The organism is Streptomyces venezuelae, assembly GCF_008642355.1.
GTDB classification, from domain to species: domain Bacteria; phylum Actinomycetota; class Actinomycetes; order Streptomycetales; family Streptomycetaceae; genus Streptomyces; species Streptomyces venezuelae_B.
In genome coordinates this window covers 1,950,593-1,968,308 of sequence record NZ_CP029193.1, presented here as the reverse complement: position 1 = coordinate 1,968,308, position 17,716 = coordinate 1,950,593, and the positions used below count along the sequence as shown (strand labels likewise).

Annotated in this window: 11 protein-coding genes; 9 read left to right on the top strand and 2 right to left on the bottom strand. The window is 70.4% G+C overall.

Annotated elements, in window-relative coordinates; translation table 11 throughout:
* Window positions 1-102 precede the first annotated feature (102 nt).
* Window positions 103-888: a S1 family peptidase gene (locus DEJ47_RS09140; protein WP_398334499.1), complete on the top strand. Its 786-nt coding sequence runs from the start codon at window positions 103-105 to the stop codon at window positions 886-888.
* A gap of 143 nt (window positions 889-1,031) precedes the next feature.
* Complete coding sequence (locus DEJ47_RS09135; protein ID WP_150166686.1) at window positions 1,032-4,166, top strand: endo-alpha-N-acetylgalactosaminidase family protein; 3,135 nt, start codon at window positions 1,032-1,034, stop codon at window positions 4,164-4,166.
* Between the two features lie 77 nt (window positions 4,167-4,243).
* Here DEJ47_RS09135 and DEJ47_RS09130 read toward each other — a convergent pair whose 3' ends face one another.
* Entirely contained in the window at window positions 4,244-5,989 is a 1,746-nt protein-coding gene (locus DEJ47_RS09130) for a glycoside hydrolase family 35 protein (RefSeq protein WP_150166684.1), read from the bottom strand.
* A gap of 124 nt (window positions 5,990-6,113) precedes the next feature.
* Between DEJ47_RS09130 and DEJ47_RS09125 the strand changes: the two genes are divergently transcribed.
* The 7 genes from DEJ47_RS09125 (at window position 6,114) to DEJ47_RS09090 (ending at window position 15,799) form a co-directional block, all read left to right on the top strand.
* Entirely contained in the window at window positions 6,114-7,022 is a 909-nt protein-coding gene (locus DEJ47_RS09125) for a helix-turn-helix domain-containing protein (protein ID WP_150166682.1), read from the top strand.
* Between the two features lie 131 nt (window positions 7,023-7,153).
* The gene (locus DEJ47_RS09120) at window positions 7,154-7,447 is read left to right on the top strand and encodes a chorismate mutase (RefSeq protein WP_150175519.1); all 294 of its coding nucleotides are present in this window, start codon (window positions 7,154-7,156) and stop codon (window positions 7,445-7,447) included.
* 131 nt (window positions 7,448-7,578) lie between these two features.
* On the top strand, window positions 7,579-8,010 hold the full coding sequence (locus DEJ47_RS09115) for a hypothetical protein (RefSeq protein ID WP_150166680.1): 432 nt from the start codon (window positions 7,579-7,581) through the stop codon (window positions 8,008-8,010).
* A gap of 151 nt (window positions 8,011-8,161) precedes the next feature.
* Window positions 8,162-10,750 (top strand): aminopeptidase N, encoded by a 2,589-nt coding sequence (gene pepN, locus DEJ47_RS09110; RefSeq protein ID WP_150166678.1) that lies wholly within the window; start codon window positions 8,162-8,164, stop codon window positions 10,748-10,750.
* A 520-nt stretch (window positions 10,751-11,270) separates the two neighbouring features.
* A complete protein-coding gene (locus DEJ47_RS09105; protein ID WP_150166676.1) occupies window positions 11,271-12,683 on the top strand; it encodes a pyridoxal phosphate-dependent decarboxylase family protein in 1,413 nt (470 codons plus the stop codon).
* On the top strand, window positions 12,680-14,131 hold the full coding sequence (locus DEJ47_RS09100) for a lysine N(6)-hydroxylase/L-ornithine N(5)-oxygenase family protein (RefSeq protein WP_150166674.1): 1,452 nt from the start codon (window positions 12,680-12,682) through the stop codon (window positions 14,129-14,131). The genes DEJ47_RS09105 and DEJ47_RS09100 overlap by 4 nt, the downstream gene beginning before the upstream one ends.
* Before the next feature lie 486 nt (window positions 14,132-14,617).
* Entirely contained in the window at window positions 14,618-15,799 is a 1,182-nt protein-coding gene (locus DEJ47_RS09090; RefSeq protein ID WP_150166670.1) for a GDSL-type esterase/lipase family protein, read from the top strand.
* Here the strand turns inward: DEJ47_RS09090 and DEJ47_RS09085 are convergent.
* Entirely contained in the window at window positions 15,796-17,613 is a 1,818-nt protein-coding gene (locus tag DEJ47_RS09085) for a bifunctional metallophosphatase/5'-nucleotidase (protein ID WP_150166669.1), read from the bottom strand. The genes DEJ47_RS09090 and DEJ47_RS09085 overlap by 4 nt on opposite strands.
* Window positions 17,614-17,716: the final 103 nt, after the last annotated feature.

Genomic DNA, 17,716 nt, shown 5'->3' with positions numbered 1-17,716 from the left:
ATCCACGCGCATGTCGGCGACGGCGCGACCGGGACGGCAGGGTTCGTCACGCGTGCACGGCCCCGCGAACCCCCCACCAAGGAGAGTCAGTTGAAGACCAAGATGCGTGGAGTCAAGAGAGCCGCCACCCTCGGAGCGATCGCGCTCGCCACCGTCAGCCTTCAGCCCGTGGCCGCCCAGGCGGCCCCGCACCCGGGCCCGCAGCCGAGCGAGAGTGTCGTCGGCGGCACCCGCGCCCAGCAGGGCGAGTTCCCGTTCATGGTCCGTCTCTCGATGGGCTGCGGCGGCGCGCTGTACGCGCAGAACATCGTGCTGACCGCCGCCCACTGTGTGGACGGCTCCGGCAACAACACCAGCATCACCGCGACCGCCGGCACCGTGGACCTGCAGAGCAGCTCCGCGATCAAGGTGAAGTCCACCAAGGTCCTCCAGGCCCCTGGCTACAACGGCAAGGGCAAGGACTGGGCACTCATCAAGCTGGCGAAGCCGATCGACCTGCCCACGCTGAAGATCGCCAAGAACACCACGTACAACAAGGGTGACTTCACCGTCGCGGGCTGGGGCGCCACCAGGGAAGGCGGCGCCCAGCAGCGCTACCTCATGAAGGCGACCGTCCCGTTCGTCAGTGACGCCGACTGTCAGGCCGCCTACGGCAACGAGCTGACGCCCGGCGAGGAGATCTGCGCGGGCAGGCTCGCCCAGGGCGGCGTGGACACCTGCCAGGGCGACTCGGGCGGCCCCATGTTCCGCAAGGACGACACCGGCGCGTACATCCAGGTCGGCATCGTCAGCTGGGGCAATGGCTGCGCGCGGCCGCAGTACCCCGGCGTCTACACCGAGGTGTCGACCTTCGCGAGCGCCATAGCCACGGCGGCCGCACAGCTCTGAGGCCGGACGTCGTCGGGCCCTCATGCCACGCCGTGAGGGTCCGACGGTTAGTCCAAGACCTGTCCCCCCTTTGTCCATGGGCGCGTCCGCCCCACTCGACGCATGGTGAGCGGCACGAATTCCGTCCCGTGGAGGGGTGCCGCATGCCGCCGTCAGACAGGTCAGGGCCGAGCCGTCGAGTCGTGGTCGCCACCGGCGCGATCGCCGGGGTGGGGGCCGCGCTCGGCGCGGGCGGCAGCGCGTTCGCCCAGGGCGCGACCGAGGGCCGGGGCGCCCTCGCCGGGCCCCGGTCCGACGAGGTGGTCCTGCGCTCGAAAGACCTCGACGTGCGCGTCGCCACCGCCTTCCCGAGCATCGTCTCCTACACCGACCGCGCGAGCCGCGCCGTGCTGCACGCCCGCGCGGACACCCCCACCACCGTCCTCATCGACGAGACCGAACACACCCCGAAGGTCACCGTCACGACGGGCCGCTCACGCGCCGCGTACGTCCTGGCCTTCGACGGCGGCACCCGGATCGACGTCGAGATCACGGTCGAGGGCCGGCAGGTCCACTGGCGCGTCACGAGGATCACGGACACGGCCGCGCTGCGCGTCGGCACCCTGCGCATCCCCGGACTCACCCTGCTCGCCGTGCGCAGCGACCAGCCGGGCGCCGCCCTCCTCGCCGCCAGGGTGCAGCTCGACAAGGCCAAGAGCGGTGACACCCTCGTACGACCCACGAAGGACACGCCCGCACAGGCGCCGACCGGATGCGCGTACGCCGTCGTCGCGCACGACCGGCTCGGCGGCGCCGTCGAGACGAACACCGTCTACGACAAGCCCACCTCCGAGGCGGGCACCACCTGGGAGAACGGCCGCCTGTGGCGCGAGACGGTGCGACCCACCGCGAACGCCGACTGCGCAGAGGCCCGGTTGAGCCCGGGACAGTGGACGCACCGTGCCGCGACCGCCCCCGTCGACGCCACCGAACCCCTCCCGTACGCCACTGTCGTCATCACCGGTGACCGCAACGGCGACGGCAAGGTCGACTGGCAGGACGCCGCGATCGCCTTCCGCGACATCATGGTCACCCCCCTCGGCGCCGACGAGCAGCACCTGCGGGTCGTCCCGCACATCCCCTTCAACTTCGCCTCGCAGGCCACCAACCCGTTCCTCGCCACTCTCGACAACGTCAAGCGCATCCACCTGGCGACCGACGGCCTGCGCCAGTACACGCTCCTCAAGGGCTACCAGTCCGAGGGCCACGACTCCGCCCACCCCGACTACGCGGACAACTACAACACGCGCGCGGGAGGCCTCGACGACCTCAACACCCTCGTCCGCGAGGGCAAGAAGTGGAACAGCGACTTCAGCGTGCACGTCAACGCCACCGAGTCGTACCCCGTAGCCAAAGCGTTCTCCGACAAGCTCGTCGACAAGAACAACGAACAGTGGGACTGGCTCGACCAGAGCTACCGCATCGACCAGCGCCGCGACCTCGTCTCCGGAGACATCGTCCGGCGCTTCGCCGACCTGCGCGCCCAGACCCACCCCGGCCTGAACGCCCTCTACATCGACGTGTTCCGCGAGTCGGGATGGACCTCCGACCGCCTCCAGCGTGCCTTCCGCGCACAGGGCTGGACCATCACCACGGAGTGGGGCCACGGCTTCGAACGCTCCGCCGTCTGGTCGCACTGGGCCACCGAGACCGACTACGGCGGCGACACCTCACGCGGCATCAACTCCCGCCTCATCCGCTTCGTCCGCAACCACCAGAAGGACGTCTTCGCCGACAAATGGCCCACCCTTCTCGGCGTCGCCCGCATGGGCAACTTCGAGGGCTGGGTCGGCAAGACCGACTGGCACGCCTTCTACGACCTCATCTGGACCCACTCACTGCCCGCCAAGTACCTTCAGGCGTACCCCATCAAGACGTGGGACGAGCACGAAATCACCTTCTACGGGGACAAGCGCTCCGGAGCGGCCACCACAGTCTCCGACGCCACCGGCAAGCGCCGCATCACCACGGACGGAAACGTCGTCTACGAAGACGGCCGCTACCTCCTTCCCTGGGAACCCCGCAAGGCACACGACCCCGCGAAGCTGTACCACTACAACCCCTCCGGAGGGACCAGCACCTGGCAGCTGCCCCGCGGGTGGGCACGCCGCTCCCGCGTGGCGCTGTACCGGCTCACCGACCAAGGGCGCGTCTTCGAAACGTACGTCTCCGTAGCGGGCGGAAAAGTCACCCTCAAGGCCGAGCCGAAGCAGCCCTACGTCCTCTACCGCGAGCGCGCCGCGGCCCTGCCCGACCCGCACTGGGGCCAGGGCACCCCGCTGCACGACCCCGGCTTCCACTCCGGCTCCCTCGCAGGATGGAAGGTCAGCGGCCCCGCCTCCGTGCGGCTCAGCGCCCTCGGCGACCACGAGCTGGTCATCGGCGCGGGCGGCGCCGCCTCCGTCGGACAGCGGCTCGCCCGCCTCAAGCCCGGCACCTACGTCGCGTCCGTGCAGGTCGAGGTCGGCGAGAAGCCGGGGGAGCGGCGTACGGCCTCCCTGGAGGTCCGCACCGCCGACGGCGTCACCGCCCGCAACTTCACCGACACCTCCACCGCCGGGAACCACGTCGCCGCCGACCGCAAGCACGGCACCCGCTTCCAGCGCATGTTCACCCACTTCACCGTCCCCGAAGGCGGCGGCACGGCAGAGCTGACGCTGCGCGCCGTGGCGGGCGACGCGCGCGTGCGCTTCGACAACGTCCGCGTCGTCGCGGTCCAGCGCCCCGCCGAGCTGCCCCGCACCACCCTCGTCCACGAGGACTTCGAGCACGTCCCGCAGGGGTGGGGGCCCTTCGGGAAGGGCGACGCGGGCGACGTCACCGACCCGCGCACCCACATCGCGCAGCGCCACGCCCCATACACGCAGCGCGGCTGGAACGGCAAGACGATCGACGACGTCATCGACGGCACGAACTCGCTGAAGTCACGCGGCGAGAACACCGGACTCGTGTACCGCACCGTCCCGCACACCGTCCGCTTCGAACCCGGCAAGCGGTACCGGGTGTCCTTCCGGTACGAGAACGAGAAGGCGGGCCAGTACGCCTGGACCACCGCCGTCGACGAACCGGCACCCCGCGAACTCGACCGCAAGGACATCCCCGTCGCCACCGGACCCACCACACTCGCCTACGAGTTCACCGCCCCCGCCGAGGGCGAGGCGTGGGTGGGCCTGCGCAAGACCGGTGAGGACGGCAAGGCGGAGTTCGTCCTTGACGCGTTCGAGGTCAGGGAGGTCTGAGGGCGCGGCCTGACGTGCCGAACGGGCCCGCCCCCTCCCGAGAGCGAGGGGGACGGGCCCGTCGTGGCGCGAGAGCCCTACGCCAGCCGGACCGACTCCCCGCCCTCCTCCAGCTCCAGGACCCACACCTCGTTCGCCCCGGCCCGCAGCACAGGACCCGGCACGTACAGCGTCGTCTGCGGACCCGCCGACCAGTACCGGCCCAGGTTGAAGCCGTTCACCCACACGAAGCCACGCGTCCAGCCCGGCAGGGCGAGGGACGCGTCACCGGGGGAGTGGACCTCCACCGTGCCCCGGTACAGGCCGGGCCGTCCCTCCCCGGCACCGGCCGAAGGGATCGCCCGCACCGCCGACGCCACGTCGAACGCGTCGAGACGCAGCGCCCGCGCCCGCACCCCGTGCAGATACTGCCGCTCGTGCAGGATCCCCCCGGTGATCCCCTTGGCCTCACCCGTCCGCGGCCCGTAATTGACCCTCCCCAGGGACTCCACCCACAGCTCCACGCGCGCGTGCCCCGCCACCGGATCGAGCAGCGTCGGCGTGCCCTCCGTGAGGACACCGGCCCGCGCCCCGTCGACGTACACCACCGCCCGGTCCCGCAGCCCCCGCACACTCAGCGGATACGGCTCCCGCGGCCCCGGCACCGTCACCGCGTACCGCACCAGACCGCGGTCCACGTCCAGCTCCTCGAACGTGGGCGGGACGGCGTACTCCGCCTCCGGGGAGCCGAGCGCGTCCAGGACCGCGTCCAACGGCACCCACTCCGACAGGACCGCCGACACGGGCCCGTCCAGCGACGGCGGCGGAGGCGGCGGGTCGGGCAGGGGAGCGGACGCGTACTCCGCGAGGACCTCCCTGAACGCCCAGAACTTGGGCGTCGCCCGGCCGAACTCGTCGACGGGCGCGTCGTAGTCGTACGACGTGACGTCCGGCTGCAACTCACCGTCGTGCAGCGCACCACCACCACGGTTGGCGCCCGCCCAGCCCGCGAAGTTCGTCCCGCCGTGCGCCATGTACAGGTTCACCGACGCACCGCACTCCAGGATCTCCCGCAGCGCCGCCGCCGCGTCCTCCGCGTCCCGCACGACATGCTCCGCACCCCAGTGGTCGAACCAGCCGCACCAGAACTCCATGCACATCAACGGACCCGTCGGCCGGTGTCTGCGCAGCGTCGCGAAACCCGCACGGGCACCCGACCCGAAGTTGACCGTCGCCAACACCCCCGGAATCGACCCACCGGTCAGCATGTGGTCCTCGGGCCCGTCGGAAGTGAACAGCGGCACCTCCACACCCTCCGCGAGCAGCAGGTCCGCGAGCCGCCGCACATACACCCCGTCCGAGCCGTAACTGCCGTACTCGTTCTCGACCTGCACCATGATCACCGGGCCGCCCCGGTGCCGCTGCCGCCCCACGACCTGCGGCAGGACCCGCCGGAACCAGCGGCCCACATGCCCCAGATACTCTTCGTCACGCGTCCGCGCCCGCGCTCCCACCGCACCCGTCAGCCAGTGCGGAAGCCCACCGTTCTCCCACTCCGCGCAGATGTACGGGCCGGGCCGCACGATCGCCCACAGACCCGCATCACGCACCGCGTCCAGGAACCGGCCGAGCACCTCGACGTCGCGGTACGTGCCCGGGCGCGGCTCGTGCAGGTTCCACGGGACGTACGTCTCCACACAGTTCAGGCCCATCGCCCGCAACATCGCGAGACGGTGACCCCACTGCGCCTCGTGCACCCGGAAGTAGTGCATGGCACCGGACAGCAGCCGCACCGGCCGCCCGTCCACCTCGAAATCGTCCTCGCCGACCCTGAACCCGTTCATCGCGTCCTCTCGCTCACGTCCCGCCCACGATCACCTCTGGCGGGCCACAGGGTCCATGGACAAAGATCGAGCCCGGTTGGACGCAAGGAGCGGGCCAGCGCCCGGATGAAAGGGACGCACGCGGATGTACCACACGTGGATGCGGTATTTCACTCCCAGCCCCGCCCACCACAGACTCGGCCTCGCCTGCCTAGGCGTCGGCCTGCAGCACGGCCTCCTGCCGACCGTCGGCCCCCGCACCCTCGACCACCACGTCGCCGTCGTCATCAGCTCCGGCGGCGGCTGGTTCCGCGGCCCCGACGGCCGCCGCACCACCGTCACCGCACCCGCCCTGATCTGGCTCACCCCCGGCACCCGCCACCACTACGCACCCGACCCCGACACCGGCTGGGACGAGTGCTTCGTCGACTTCACCGGACCCGCCACCACCACGTACACCGAACTCGGCTACATCGAACCCACCCGCCCCGTCGTACCGCTCTCCGACGCGGCCGGCGCCCGTGCCGTCGTCGCCCGCATCGCCCGCGCCGCCCGCCGCGGCAACCCCCTCCTCGAAGTGGAGACCGGCGCCGCCGTCCACGAACTCCTCGTCGCCCTGCGCCGCGCCCGCGCCGACATCGCCCCCGACGGCGACCCCGTCCTCCAGGCCCTCGCCCGCGACGCCTTCCAGCCCCTGTCCGTCGCCGAACACGCCGCCCGGCACGGCATGACCCCCGCCGAACTCCGCACCGCCGTGCGCCGCGGCGCGGGATGCAGCCCCAAGGACTACCTCCTCGGCATCCGCCTCGGCCGCGCCAAGGAACTCCTCGCAGCCACCGAACTGCCCGTCGCCGCCGTCGCCCGCCGCGTCGGCTACGACGACCCGGCGTACTTTTCACGCCTCTTCACCCGCCGGGTCGGAATGGCCCCCGTACGCTTCCGCGACCAGCAGGGAAGGGCCGTACCCGGCGGCTGGTCCCACCGAATACCCGACCCCGAGCACCCACCGATTTTGCGCTCTTCCGCCGCTGGCGGCCCCGGACCGGCCACGTAGGCTCGGGGACCATGACCACCAGCCACACCAGCGACGACAATGTGAACGGCACGAGCCCCGCGCACGCCGCGGGCGCGCAGACCACGGACACCGCGCAGACCACGGACACCGCGCAGACCGCGGACGACGCGGTGCGCGCCGAGCTGTCCCGCCTGCGCGACAGCATCGACAACATCGACGCCGCCGTCGTCCACATGCTCGCCGAACGCTTCAAATGCACCCAGCAGGTCGGCCACCTCAAGGCCCAGCACCACCTGCCGCCCGCCGACCCGAGCCGCGAGTCCCGCCAGATCGCCCGCCTCCGCGAACTCGCCGAGAGCGCCAAACTCGACCCGGCCTTCGCGGAGAAACTCCTCAACTTCATCATCGCCGAGGTCATCAGGCACCACGAGCAGATCGCCGAACAGCCCCTGACGAGCCCCTGACCAGCGACGAGGCCACCCCTCACCCGCTGCTGCCTGCCGTGTCGTTTCTCCCGTACGACTAATCCGCCCGCGCGAGTGACCGGCCGACGCTTCACTGTCCACCGCCCCGCGAAGGCGGCTATCACCACTGCATGACAAAAACCTCGCTGCGCGGCCTCGCCGCGGCGGCGCTCCTCGCCCTGTCCGCACTCGCCGCCGCGCCCGCGCACTCCGCGCCGACCGGTGCCCACCCGGCCCCCGAGCCGTCTCGGGCCCTGCCGTGCACCAACACGGCGCACATCCCCGTCAGCGACGGATTCGGCCGGGCAAAGGCCACCGTCGAACGGCGCGGCGGCGGCTGCGGCAACGCCACCGTGGAGATCCGCATCTGGTCCGACATCTCCTGGAACCCGGACAAGCAGCTCGGCCACAACAAGCAGTTCTTCTCCGTCGGCTCCCTCGACGCGGCAGGGGCCTGCTACAACGGCTTCGTCCACGTCCGCGGCATCTACAGCGAGATGTACGTCAACGGCCAGAAGGTCGCCGAGTCCGCACGCGCCAAACTGCCCGGCTGCGTCGCCTGAGGCCCGACACAGGGCCCCGGCCCGTCCCGGACCGCCCGCCGACCCCGTGGGCGGTCCGCTCTGAGGCGACGGCCCTGCATCTGAGGCGACGGCCCTGCATCTGAGGCGACGGCCCTACACCCGTCCCCGCACCATCGGGCAGCATGGCCCCATGCCCGTACTGACGCGCGACGAAGCGCAGACCCGTGCCCAGCTCATCGACGTCCACCGGTACACGGTCGAGCTCGATCTCACCCGGGCGGCCGACCCCGCCCGCGACACCTTCGACTCCCGCACCGTGATCCGCTTCAGCGCCCGCACCCAAGGCGACACCTTCGTCGAGCTCAAGCCCGCCGAGCTGCGCTCCGTCACCCTCGACGGGCACCCGCTGGACCCCACCGCACTCGCCGACAACCGCCTCGCCCTCGACGGCCTCACCCCCGGCGAACACGAACTCCACGTCGACGCCGCGATGCGCTACTCCCGCACCGGCGAAGGCATGCACCGCTTCACCGACCCCAGCGACGGCGAAACGTACCTCTACACCCAGCTCTTCATGGAAGACGTCCAGCGCGTCTTCGCCGCCTTCGACCAGCCCGACCTCAAAGCCGTCTTCGAGCTGACCGTCACCGCCCCCGAACAGTGGACCGTCCTCGCCAACGGCATCACCGAACACCTCGGCGCGGGCACCTGGCGCGCCGCACCCACCCCCCTCATCTCCACCTACCTCGTCGCCGTCGCCGCGGGCCCCTGGCACTCCGTACGCACCGAACACCGCGGCCTGCCCTTCGGCATCCACTGCCGACGCTCCCTCGCCCCCTACCTCGACGCCGACGCCGAAGAAATCCTCGACATCACCCGCACCTGCTACGACCGCTACCACGAGAAATTCGACGAACCCTACCCCTTCGACTCCTACGACCAGGCGTTCGTCCCCGAATTCAACGCCGGCGCCATGGAGAACCCCGGACTCGTCACCTTCCGCGACGAATTCATCTACCGCTCCGCCGTCACCGACACCGAACGCCAGACCCGCGCCATGGTCATCGCCCACGAAATGGCCCACATGTGGTTCGGCGACCTCGTCACCCTCCGCTGGTGGGACGACATCTGGCTCAACGAGTCCTTCGCCGAATACATGGGCTTCCAGACCATCGCCGAAGCCACCCTTCCCCAAGCTCTCAACTCCGTTCGAGCAGGGGACACCCCATCCACCGACCCCTGGACCGACTTCGGCATCGCCCGCAAATCCTGGGGCTACGACGCCGACCAACGCCCCTCCACCCACCCCGTCGCCCCCGACCCCGACGCCGTCCCCGACACCGCGTCCGCCATGCTCAACTTCGACGGCATCTCCTACGCCAAGGGAGCGAGCGCCCTCCGCCAGCTCGTCGCCTGGCTCGGCGAGAAAGACTTCCTCACCGGCATCAACACCCACTTCGCCCGCCACAAATTCGGCAACGCCACCCTCGCCGACTTCATCGAATCCCTCGCCCACGCCACCGACCGCGACGTCCACGCCTGGGCCGAAGCGTGGCTGCGCACCACCGGCGTCGACACCCTCACCCCCAAAGTCACCCACACCGGCCGCACCTGGACCCTCACCATCGACCGCGACGGCGGCCCCGACCACGACACCGGCCGCCCCCACCGCATCGCCGTCGGCGTCTACGACCGCGACCTCTCCGGCGCCCCCGCCCTCGTCCTGCGCGAACGCTTCGAGACCGACGTCCCCGCCACCGGCACCGAAACCCCACGCGACGGCGGCCGCCCCGCCCTCATCGTCCCCAACGACCAGGACCTCACCTACGCCAAGATCCGCCTCGACGACGTCTCCGAGGAAACCGCGCTGCGCGGCCTCTCCGGCGTACCCGACGCCCTCACCCGCGCCGTCCTGTGGAACAGCCTGCGCGACATGGTCCGCGACGGCGAACTCCAAGGCACCACCTACCTGGAAGCCGCCCGCACACACCTCCCCGAGGAAACCGACCTCGCCATCGTCCAAGGCGTCCTCACCTTCGCCACCGTCCACATCGCCGACCGCCTCACCACCCCCGGACAACGCCCCGCGGCCCTCGCCGTCCTCGACGACCTCTGCCGCGACCTCATCCGCCGCACCGAGGACGGCAGCAACCCCGGCCTGCGCCTCACCGCCGTCCGCGGCGCCATCGATGTCGCCACCCAACCCGCACCCCTCCAGGCCTGGCTCACCGAAGGCACCGTCCCCGGCGGCCCCGAACTCGACCCCGAACTCCGCTGGCGCATCCTCACCCGCCTCGCCGTCCTCGACGCCACCGACGAAACCGCCATCGCCGCCGAACTCGAACGCGACCCCAGCGCCACCGGTCAGGAAGGCGCCGCCCGCTGCCGCGCCGCCCTCCCCGACGCCGCCGCCAAACGCGCCGCCTGGGACGCCATGTTCAGCTCCGACGACCTCTCCAACTACCTCTTCACCGCCACCGCCCAAGGCTTCTGGCAACCCGAACAGGCCGACCTCGTACGGGAGTACATCCCCCGCTACTACGAAGACGCCGTCGCCCTCGCCGCACGCCGCGGCCCCGCCATGGCCGAAGCCGCGGGCCGCCACGCCTTCCCCGCCCCCTTCGTCGACCCCGAAACCCTCCACCTCGGCGAACGCTGCCTACGCGACGCCGACCCCACACCCGCCCTGCGCCGCAAACTGATCGACCAGCTGGACGACCTCGCGCGGGCGCTGCGCGTGCGGGGGAGTGGGGCGGACCCGGAGGAGCGGGTGGGCTGACGTTCATGGGGGGGAGTGACCCGAGGCGGGTCGCGCTGGCCTCCTGGGGGGGAGTGCCGGGTCGGTCCGCCCTCCGCGGCTTCGCTCCGGGGCCCAAGCCACCCGCCCCCCCCCGGCCCCCGCGGGCCGCCCCCCCGGGGGGGCGCACCGAGCGAGCCGGGCCTGCTCGCAGCGCGCTCGGCCCGCCCCCCTGGGCGGGGCCCGCTCTCCGGGGCCCCGCCCTCCCGGGCCCCGCCCCTGGCTCAGGCACTCGGCCCAGCCCCTGGCTCTCGGCCCCGACCCAAGCTTTGTGGCCCCCCCGACTTCCGAGCCGGGGAGGAGGCCTCCACCCCCCCCGCAACTCAGGGCCCCAAGATCGCAGCCCCACCCCAGGGGGCACCCGTAGCACCCCCCAACCCCCCAACACGTTTTCTCCGCACGGCAGTACCACTTTCGGGTTCCCTTCGCCCCGCTAATCAGGCGAAGCCACACCGCGGCGTACAGGCTGGTGCCCCTGTACGCGCACCCGAAGGACAGCCCCATGAGTACCCCGCGCACCCCACCGCCCCTCGCCGGAGGCGCCCAAGGAGCCGATGCCCTGGAGCCCCTGCTCGGCATCGCGCTCGACGCCCTCCGCACCGGCGCCGCCGCCCGCGGCGGCCCCCTCCCCGCAGGCGGACCCGAAACCGTCGCCGCTCACGTCCGCGCCGCCGCCCACCCCGTCCTCCCCGACCACGGCACCGGCCCCGAAACCGCGCTCCGCACCCTCGTCCACGCCCTCACAGAAGGCGCCGCCGACCCCGCCGAACCCCTCTGCGCCGCCCACCTCCACTGCCCACCCCTCGCCGTAGCCACCGCCGCCGACCTCGCCGCGTCCGCCCTCAACCCCTCCATGGACTCCTGGGACCAAGCCCCCGCCGCCACCGCACTCGAGGCCCTCGTCACCCGCGCACTCGCCGACGAGATCCACACCGACGGCGACGCCCTCATCACCACCGGCGGCACCGAAGCCAACCAACTCGCCCTCCTCCTCGCCCGCGAAGCCCCCACCACCCGCGGCCCCATCCGCCTCATCACCGGCGCCAACGCACACCACAGCCTCACCCGCGCCGCCTGGCTCCTCGGACTCCCCGAACCCGTCACCGTCCCCGCCCCCGCAGGCACCCTCGACCCCGCCGCCCTCGACGAAGCCCTCACCGAACTCGGCGGCCCCCCGGGCACCCACCTCGTCGCCGCCACCGCCGGCACCACCGACGCAGGCCTCATCGACCCCCTCGACGACATCGCCGACCTCTGCCACACCCACGGCGCCCGCCTCCACGTCGACGCCGCCTACGGCGGAGGACTCCTCTTCAGCGACACCCACAGGACCCGACTCCACGGCATCCACCGCGCCGACACCGTCGCCCTGGACCTCCACAAACTCGGCTGGCAACCCGCCGCCGCAGGCCTCATCGCCGTCCGCGACCCCCACGACCTCGACGCCCTCAACCACCGCGCCGACTACCTCAACGCCGACGACGACTCCGACGCAGGCCTCCCCGACCTCCTCGGCCGCTCCCTCCGCACCACCCGACGCCCCGACGTCCTCAAAATCGCCGCCACCCTCAAGGCCTACGGACGCACCGGACTCGGCCACCTCGTCGACCAAGTCTGCGCACAAGCACAGCGGTTCGCCGAACTCATCGACGCCCACCCCGCCTTCGAGCTCTACGACACCCCCACCATCAGCACCGTTCTGTTCCGCCCCACCCACGCCACCGACCACCACATCGCCCACGTACGACGACACCTCCTCACCGAAGGCACCGCCGTCCTCGGCCGCGCCACCCTCGACGGCCGCCGCTGGCTCAAAGCCACCCTCCTCAACCCCCACACCCGCACCACCGACCTCACCGCACTCCTCAAACTCGTCGAAGAAGCCGCGCACGCGAAAGGAACCACCCCCCGATGACCGGCACCCCCGACCACGCCGACCACCCCGGCCCCCAACCCCACGCCACCACCCCCGAACACCCCCGCGACCTCGTCGGCATCGGCATCGGCCCCTTCAACCTCTCCCTCGCCGCCCTCGCCCACCCCCTCACCGAACTCGACACCGCCTTCTACGAACAACACCCCGCATTCCACTGGCACCCCGGACTCCTCATCGAAGGCGCCACCCTCCAAGTCCCCTTCCTCGCCGACCTCGTCACCCTCGCCGACCCATCGAGCCCCTGGTCCTTCCTCAACTACCTCAAAACCCGCGAACGCCTCTACCCCTTCTACTTCGCCGAGCGCTTCCACATCCAACGCGCCGAATACGACGCCTACTGCCGATGGGTCAGCGAAAACCTCCCCACCCTCCACTTCGGACACCAGATCGACGCCGTCCGCTGGAACCCCGAACGCGACCTCTTCGAAGTCGACTACACCCAACTCGACACCGACGGCGAAGCCGAAGCCCTCGGCCGCACCCACACCAGAAACATCGCCCTCGGCATCGGCACCGCCCCCCACATCCCCGACCCCCTCAAACCCCTCGCCGAAGCCCCCACCGTCCCCGTCATCCACTCAGCCGACTACCTCGACCACCGCGAACAACTCCTCACCGCCGACCACATCACCGTCATCGGCTCAGGACAGTCCGGCGCCGAAATCTTCCTCGACCTCCTCCGCGCCCGCCCCACCGGACACGAGAAAATCCACTGGCTCGCCCGCACCGAAGCCTTCGCCCCCATGGAGTACTCGAAACTCGGCCTCGAACACTTCACCCCCGACTACACCCGCTACTTCCACGCACTCCCCGAAGCCGTACGCGACGGCCTCGTCCCCCACCAATGGCAACTCCACAAAGGCATCGACACCGACACCATCACCGCCATCCACGACGAGCTCTACCGCCGCACCCTCCACGGCGGCTGGCCCGACGCCGTCCTCACCCCCGGCGTCTCCGTCCGCACCGCGGGCCGCGTCGCCACCACCCGCGTCGAACTCCACCTCGAACACCTCCAACAAGGCACCCGCTCCCGCCTCACCACCGACGCCGTCATCCTCGCCACCGGCTACCGCGAACGCCCCCTCGACCAACTCCTCGCAGGACTCGACCCCTACATCCGCAAAGACTCCTCAGCCCGCCCCCGCATCGACGACCAGTACCGACTCGTCCTCGACCCCTCCGTCACCGGCTCCGTCTACGTACAGAACGCCGAACGCCACACCCACGGCGTCGGCACCCCCGACCTCGGCCTCGCCACCTGGCGCAGCGCCACCATCCTCAACCACCTCACCGGCCGAAACCCCTACCCCCAACCACAACGCACCGCCTTCACCACCTTCGGCCTCCACACCCCCGACCGCCCCACCAACACCACAGGCCGCATCGGCGAACAACGCGGAAACCTCGTACGCCTCAAGACATGACAGGACCCCCGAGCTCCCCGACCGGCGCGGCCACCCGCCGCGTCCGCGGACACGACCACACCGCGACGCCTCGCACCACCCCGGCCGCCAACGGATGCGAGTCGGGGTGCTCCGGACACTCAGGCCACACAGCCGGCCGCAACGCCGCACACAACGCCTCCACCGCCCAGTCCTGCGCCTGATCCGCCAAGTCCGCCGTCCGCTCCGCCGCACTCCCCCCGAAACGCGGGACGAGACCCGTACCCGACCCGTCCGGCTCATACAGCACGACCAACTCACCGATCGTGTCGTCCCGCTCCTCCCGCACCACGGGACGCACCGCACACGTGGCCCTCAGATCACGGAGCACCGGGTCGAGAGCGGCAACAAATTCCTCATCCATGACCTGAATTGTCCGGCCCCAAGCGCCACGACGCCTCCGAATATTCCTTCAACAAAAGGGCCGACCCCCGAAATACCAGGCACCGCGGACCGGTTCGGACCACCATGACCACAGACTCCACCGCCGCCTGGACCGCCGCCTTCCGCTCCGCCGTCGTCAGCCCGTACGAAACCATCGACCTCTTCGAACTCCGCGGCTTCGCCGGCCACACCCTCCGCCAGATCATCCGCCTCGACGGCGGCGGCACCGCCCTCCGCATCCGCCTCAGCAACCGCTACGGCAAAGAGCCCCTCCACATCGGCGGCGCCCGCCTCGCCAGACGCACCGAAGGAAGTGGCATCGACAGCGGAACCGACACCCCCGTGCGCTTCGCGGACGCCGAGGACTTCACCATCCCGGTGGGCGAGGAAATCGTCAGCGACCCCATAGACGGCCCCGTCACCGCAGGCGACGAACTCGCCGTGACCCTGTGGCTCCCCGACGACACCGGCCTCTCCACCTACTCCGCCGTCCCCCTCCGCACCGGCTGGGCCGTCCCCGGCAACGCCCTCACCACACCCACCCTCGACGGCGCCGAAGGACTCGAAGAGCTCGCCACCCGCCACTACATCACCGGCGCCGACGTCCTCGCCCCCGCGGACACCCGCATCGCCGTCGCCTTCGGCGACTCCTGGTTCGAAGGCACCGGCACCACCCACGACACCGACCACCGCTTCCCCGACCTGCTCAATCAGCGCCTACGCGACGCCGGAAGCAACGGCTGGGTCGTCAACCAGGGCATCTCCGCCAACCGGCTCCTCACCGACGAAATCGGCGAACACGCCCTCGCCCGACTCGAACGCGACGCCCTCACCGTCCCCGGCGTCACCCACGTCCTCATCCACTTCGGCCTCAACGACCTCGGCATCCCCGGCCAAGAGGCCTACCCCGAACCCGCCCCCATCCCCACCGCTGCCGACCTCATCGCCGGCTTCACCGCCCTCGCCGACCGCATCCACGCGGCCGGGCTCACCGCCACCGCCACCACCATCGGCCCCTACAAGGACACCATCTACGACGGCTACTCCACCCCCGAAGGCATCGCCGTCGCCCGCGAGGTCAACGACTGGATCCGCGGCGCCGACAGCCCCTTCGACTCCTACGCCGACTTCGCCGCCGCCGTCGCGGACCCGGCCGACCCCGACCGGATCCACGACGACCACGACAGCGGCGACGGCCTGCACGTCAACGACGCCGGAGCCAAGGCCCTCGCCGACTCCGTCGACCTCGCCACCCTCACGATCTAGAAGACGGGCATACCGTCCCGGGTCAGCTTCCAGTCCACCGACGCGAACTGACCCGGGTCCACCGTCCCCTTCGCCTTCACCCAACCAATGATCGTATTCCGGATCTCCTCCGAATTCGCCCACAACTGCTTGGCCTTCGCGATGTGCGGGAAATTGCCCCCACCACTCGCGCGATAATTGTTCACAGCGAGCACGAACTCCGCCTTCGGATCCAGCTCCCTGCCCTCGAACTGCACATTCACGATCCGCGAGCCCACCGGCTTCGCTATGTCGATCTCGTACGTCAGACCACTCACCGCGTCATAGTTGTAATCCGGGATGCCGTCGGCGTTCGTCAGCTTCGCCGGATCCACCGGACCACCCGCCGGCGTCCGCACGTAATACCGCGCCGAGAACTCCAGATACTCCTTCACCTGCGCACCCGTGAGCAGCCGCGCCTCAAGAGTGTTCTCGAACGGGTACAGGCCCGCCGCATCCCGGATCGTCACCTCACCCGCAGGAATCTGCGCCGTACGCGAGAAACACGACGCCTGCGACAACACCGGAAGCGAGGCGTACGCGCCACCCTTCAACGCCTCCGCGACCGTCTCCCGCTGCACCAGATTGATCAGGTCGATGATCGCGACATCCTTCACCGGGCCCTCGGCCGTGCTCATCGCCGCCGTCGACGTACCGATCACCTGATTCACGTACGCCACGACCTTCTTGTGCTCGTCCGCGAGCAACCGCGTGACCTTCCTGTCCTCCTCGACCGTATTCGAGTTCAGGACCTTCGCACCGACCTTCTCCACCGTCCAGCGGCCCTTCGACCACACCAGATCGAAGTCGAACAACGTCAGCCGCTGCCCCCACTTCAACGGCTCCGAAAGCACGACCTTCTTCCCGGTCTTCTTGTTCTCCACGAAGTACTCGGGAATCTCCGTGTGCGCATGCCCCACCAGAATCGCGTCGATCCCCGGCACCTGCTCCGCCACCAGACCCGCCGCGTTCTCCACATACGGCAACTGATCCCCGTACGACGACGTACCACTCGACCCCGAATGCGCCGACACGATCACCACATCCGCACCCATCGACCGCAGCCTCGGCACCCACTTCGCCGCCTGCTCCTCAAGACCCGGGAACGTCATCTTCCCCTGCACGTTCGCCTTGTCCCAGATCGCGATACCCGGATTCGTCAGCCCCAGGACCGCCACCTTCACATCACGGCCGTGCGGCGTCCGCAACCGCTTCATGAAGTACGGCGGGAAAGCGGGCCTCTGCGTCTTCGCATCCAGCGCGTTCGCACCGAGCAGCGGGAAATCACACTGCTCCTCGAACTTCCGCAGCACCGGAATGCCGTAATTGAACTCGTGGTTCCCCAGCGCCGCCGCGTCGTACCCGATCGCGTTCATCGCCTGCGCCATCGGATGCACCGGACCACGCCTCGCCGTGATCGGATCGACCTTCGCGTAGTAGTACGACAGCTGCGTACCCTGAATCGTGTCGCCCGCGTCGATGAGGAGGGTGTTCCGGCGCCCCTTCTCCTTCCGGACCCGGTTCACCAGCGTCGAGATCTTCGCCAGACCCACATCATTGTGGTCCTTGTCGTCGAACTCCTTGTCCGTGAAGTAATCCCAGTTGAAGACGTTCCCGTGCAGATCCGTCGTCCCGAGCACGGTGAACGAGTACCGCCGCGTGCGCCGCGCGGGCTTCCCGGAACCGTGCGCGACAGAAGCGGACGCCGTCGACGGCGCGACCGCCGCACCCGTCACCGCCACCCCCACCCCGGTCGCGGCGGACGTGCCCAGGAACTTCCTGCGGTTCAACGGCATCTCTGAACTCCTCGCTAGGCCACAGGGCCACACTCGACTCAACGCACATGGTTAACGCGCGTAGATTCTGTCCCCGCCGCCCACACGGACAACAGACCCCGCA